Origin of the sequence: Klenkia sp. PcliD-1-E, assembly GCF_024124375.1 — a bacterium.
Taxonomy (GTDB): Bacteria; Actinomycetota; Actinomycetes; order Mycobacteriales; family Geodermatophilaceae; genus Klenkia.
Genome location: NZ_JAMXRZ010000239.1, coordinates 1 through 1,740 on the forward strand (window position 1 = coordinate 1; position 1,740 = coordinate 1,740).

1 protein-coding gene is annotated in these 1,740 nt (G+C 77.6%); it reads left to right on the forward strand.

What is annotated here, in order from left to right:
- Positions 1-17: 17 nt before the first annotated feature.
- Positions 18-1,740, forward strand: a 1,723-nt coding sequence (locus NH342_RS22840; RefSeq protein ID WP_253018642.1) for a DUF3488 and transglutaminase-like domain-containing protein, incomplete at its 3' end; no start/stop codon positions are given.

The window sequence follows — 1,740 nt, forward strand, 5'->3', positions numbered from 1 at the left end:
GGACGGGCGGTGCCGGCGTGACCGGCCGCTGGGGCACCGCCGTCGCGGTCGCGGTGTCGGTGCTGCTGGGCTCGCTGGCCATGGCGCCGGTGTTCGCCGCCCCCACCTGGGCCGCCCCGGTCCTGCTCGCCGTCCTCGCGGTGAGTGGCTCCGGGGCGCTGGTGCGGGCCGGGGTCGCCCGGCTGGGCCGCACCGGCAGCGTCGCCGGCGAGGTCGCCGTCCCGGTGGTGCAGGTGCTCGCGCTGCTGGCCGTGCTGTGCGGGGTGTTCGCCCCCGACCGGCTGCTGGTGGGGGTGCTGCCCACGCCCGGCAGCACCGCGGACCTGCTGGGCGTGCTGTCCTCGGGCTTCTCCGAGATCCGCGAGCAGGTCACCCCCGCCATCCCGCTCGACGGGCTGGTGGCGCTGACCGTGCTGCTGGTCGGCACGCTGACCGTCGTCGTGGACCTCGTCGCCGTCGGGGGTCGGCAGCCGGCGCTGGGCGGGCTGGCCCTGCTGGTGCTGTGCTGCGTGCCGGTGGCCACCACCACCGGCGACGTCTCGCTGCTGGTGTTCCTCGGCCCGGCGCTGGGTCTGGCCACCCTGCTGTGGGCCGACCAGCGGCTGCGACTGGCCGGGCGGCAGCGCTCGGGCCCGGGCGCCTTCGGCGGCACCGGGGTGCTGCCGGCCGTCCGCACCGGGGTGCTGGCCGTGCTCGCGGGCCTGCTGCTGCCCGCGCTGGTGCCGACCCTGGCGGAGGGGTCCTTCGCCTCCGGCCTGGGCACCGGGCAGGGCCCCGGCCGGTCCACCACGGGCACCTCGCTGGACCCGCAGGCGGCCCTGCGGGGGCAGCTCACCCAGCCCGACCCGGTCGACCTGCTGCGCGTGGACGCCAGCGTCGACGACCCGGCCTACCTGCGCGTGGTCGCGCTGGACCAGTACACCTCCGACGGATGGATCATCGGCAACCTGGGGGGCGCCGAGCCCACCGACGGCGCCGACGGGCTGGTGCCGGTGCCGGCCGGCGTGCCGACCCGCGAGGTCCGCGCGCAGATCACCGCCGAGGCGCACGACGACAGCTTCCTGCCGGTGTTCACCAACCTGCAGTCGGTCGACGTCGACGGCGGCGACTGGCGGCTGGACCCGGCCAGCGGCACGGTGTTCGGCCGGGACGACGCCCGCACCAGCGGCCGCACCTGGGACGTGGTGAGCGAGGAGGTGCGGCCCACCGCCGAGGAGCTCGCCGGCGCCCGGCCGCTGGCCGCCGACGACCCGCTGCAGCAGGAGTACACCGCGCTGCCCGACCTCGACCCCCGGGTGACCACCCTGCTCGGGCAGCTGGTGGACGGCGGCCAGACCCCCGACCAGCGGGTGCGGGCGGTGTTCGACTTCCTCACCGACCGGTCCAACGGGTTCGTCTACAGCCTGAGCACCGCCCCCGGCACGACCGGCGACGACCTGGCCGACTTCCTCCAGCTGCGGCGGGGCTACTGCGAGCAGTACGCCGGCGCCATGGCCGTGCTGGTGCGCGCCGCCGGCGTCCCCGCCCGGGTGGTGCTGGGCTACACCCCCGGGCAGCGCCAGCCCGACGGCAGCCGGGTCGTCACGACCGCCGACGCGCATGCCTGGGTCGAGGTCTACTACGACGGGCTGGGCTGGGTGCCCTTCGACCCCACCCCGCTGGCCGGGGGCCGGGCCGTCGACCTGCCGTGGGCCACCCGGGCCGACGTCGCCGCCGCCGCGGCCTCGGCGTCCGCGGCGG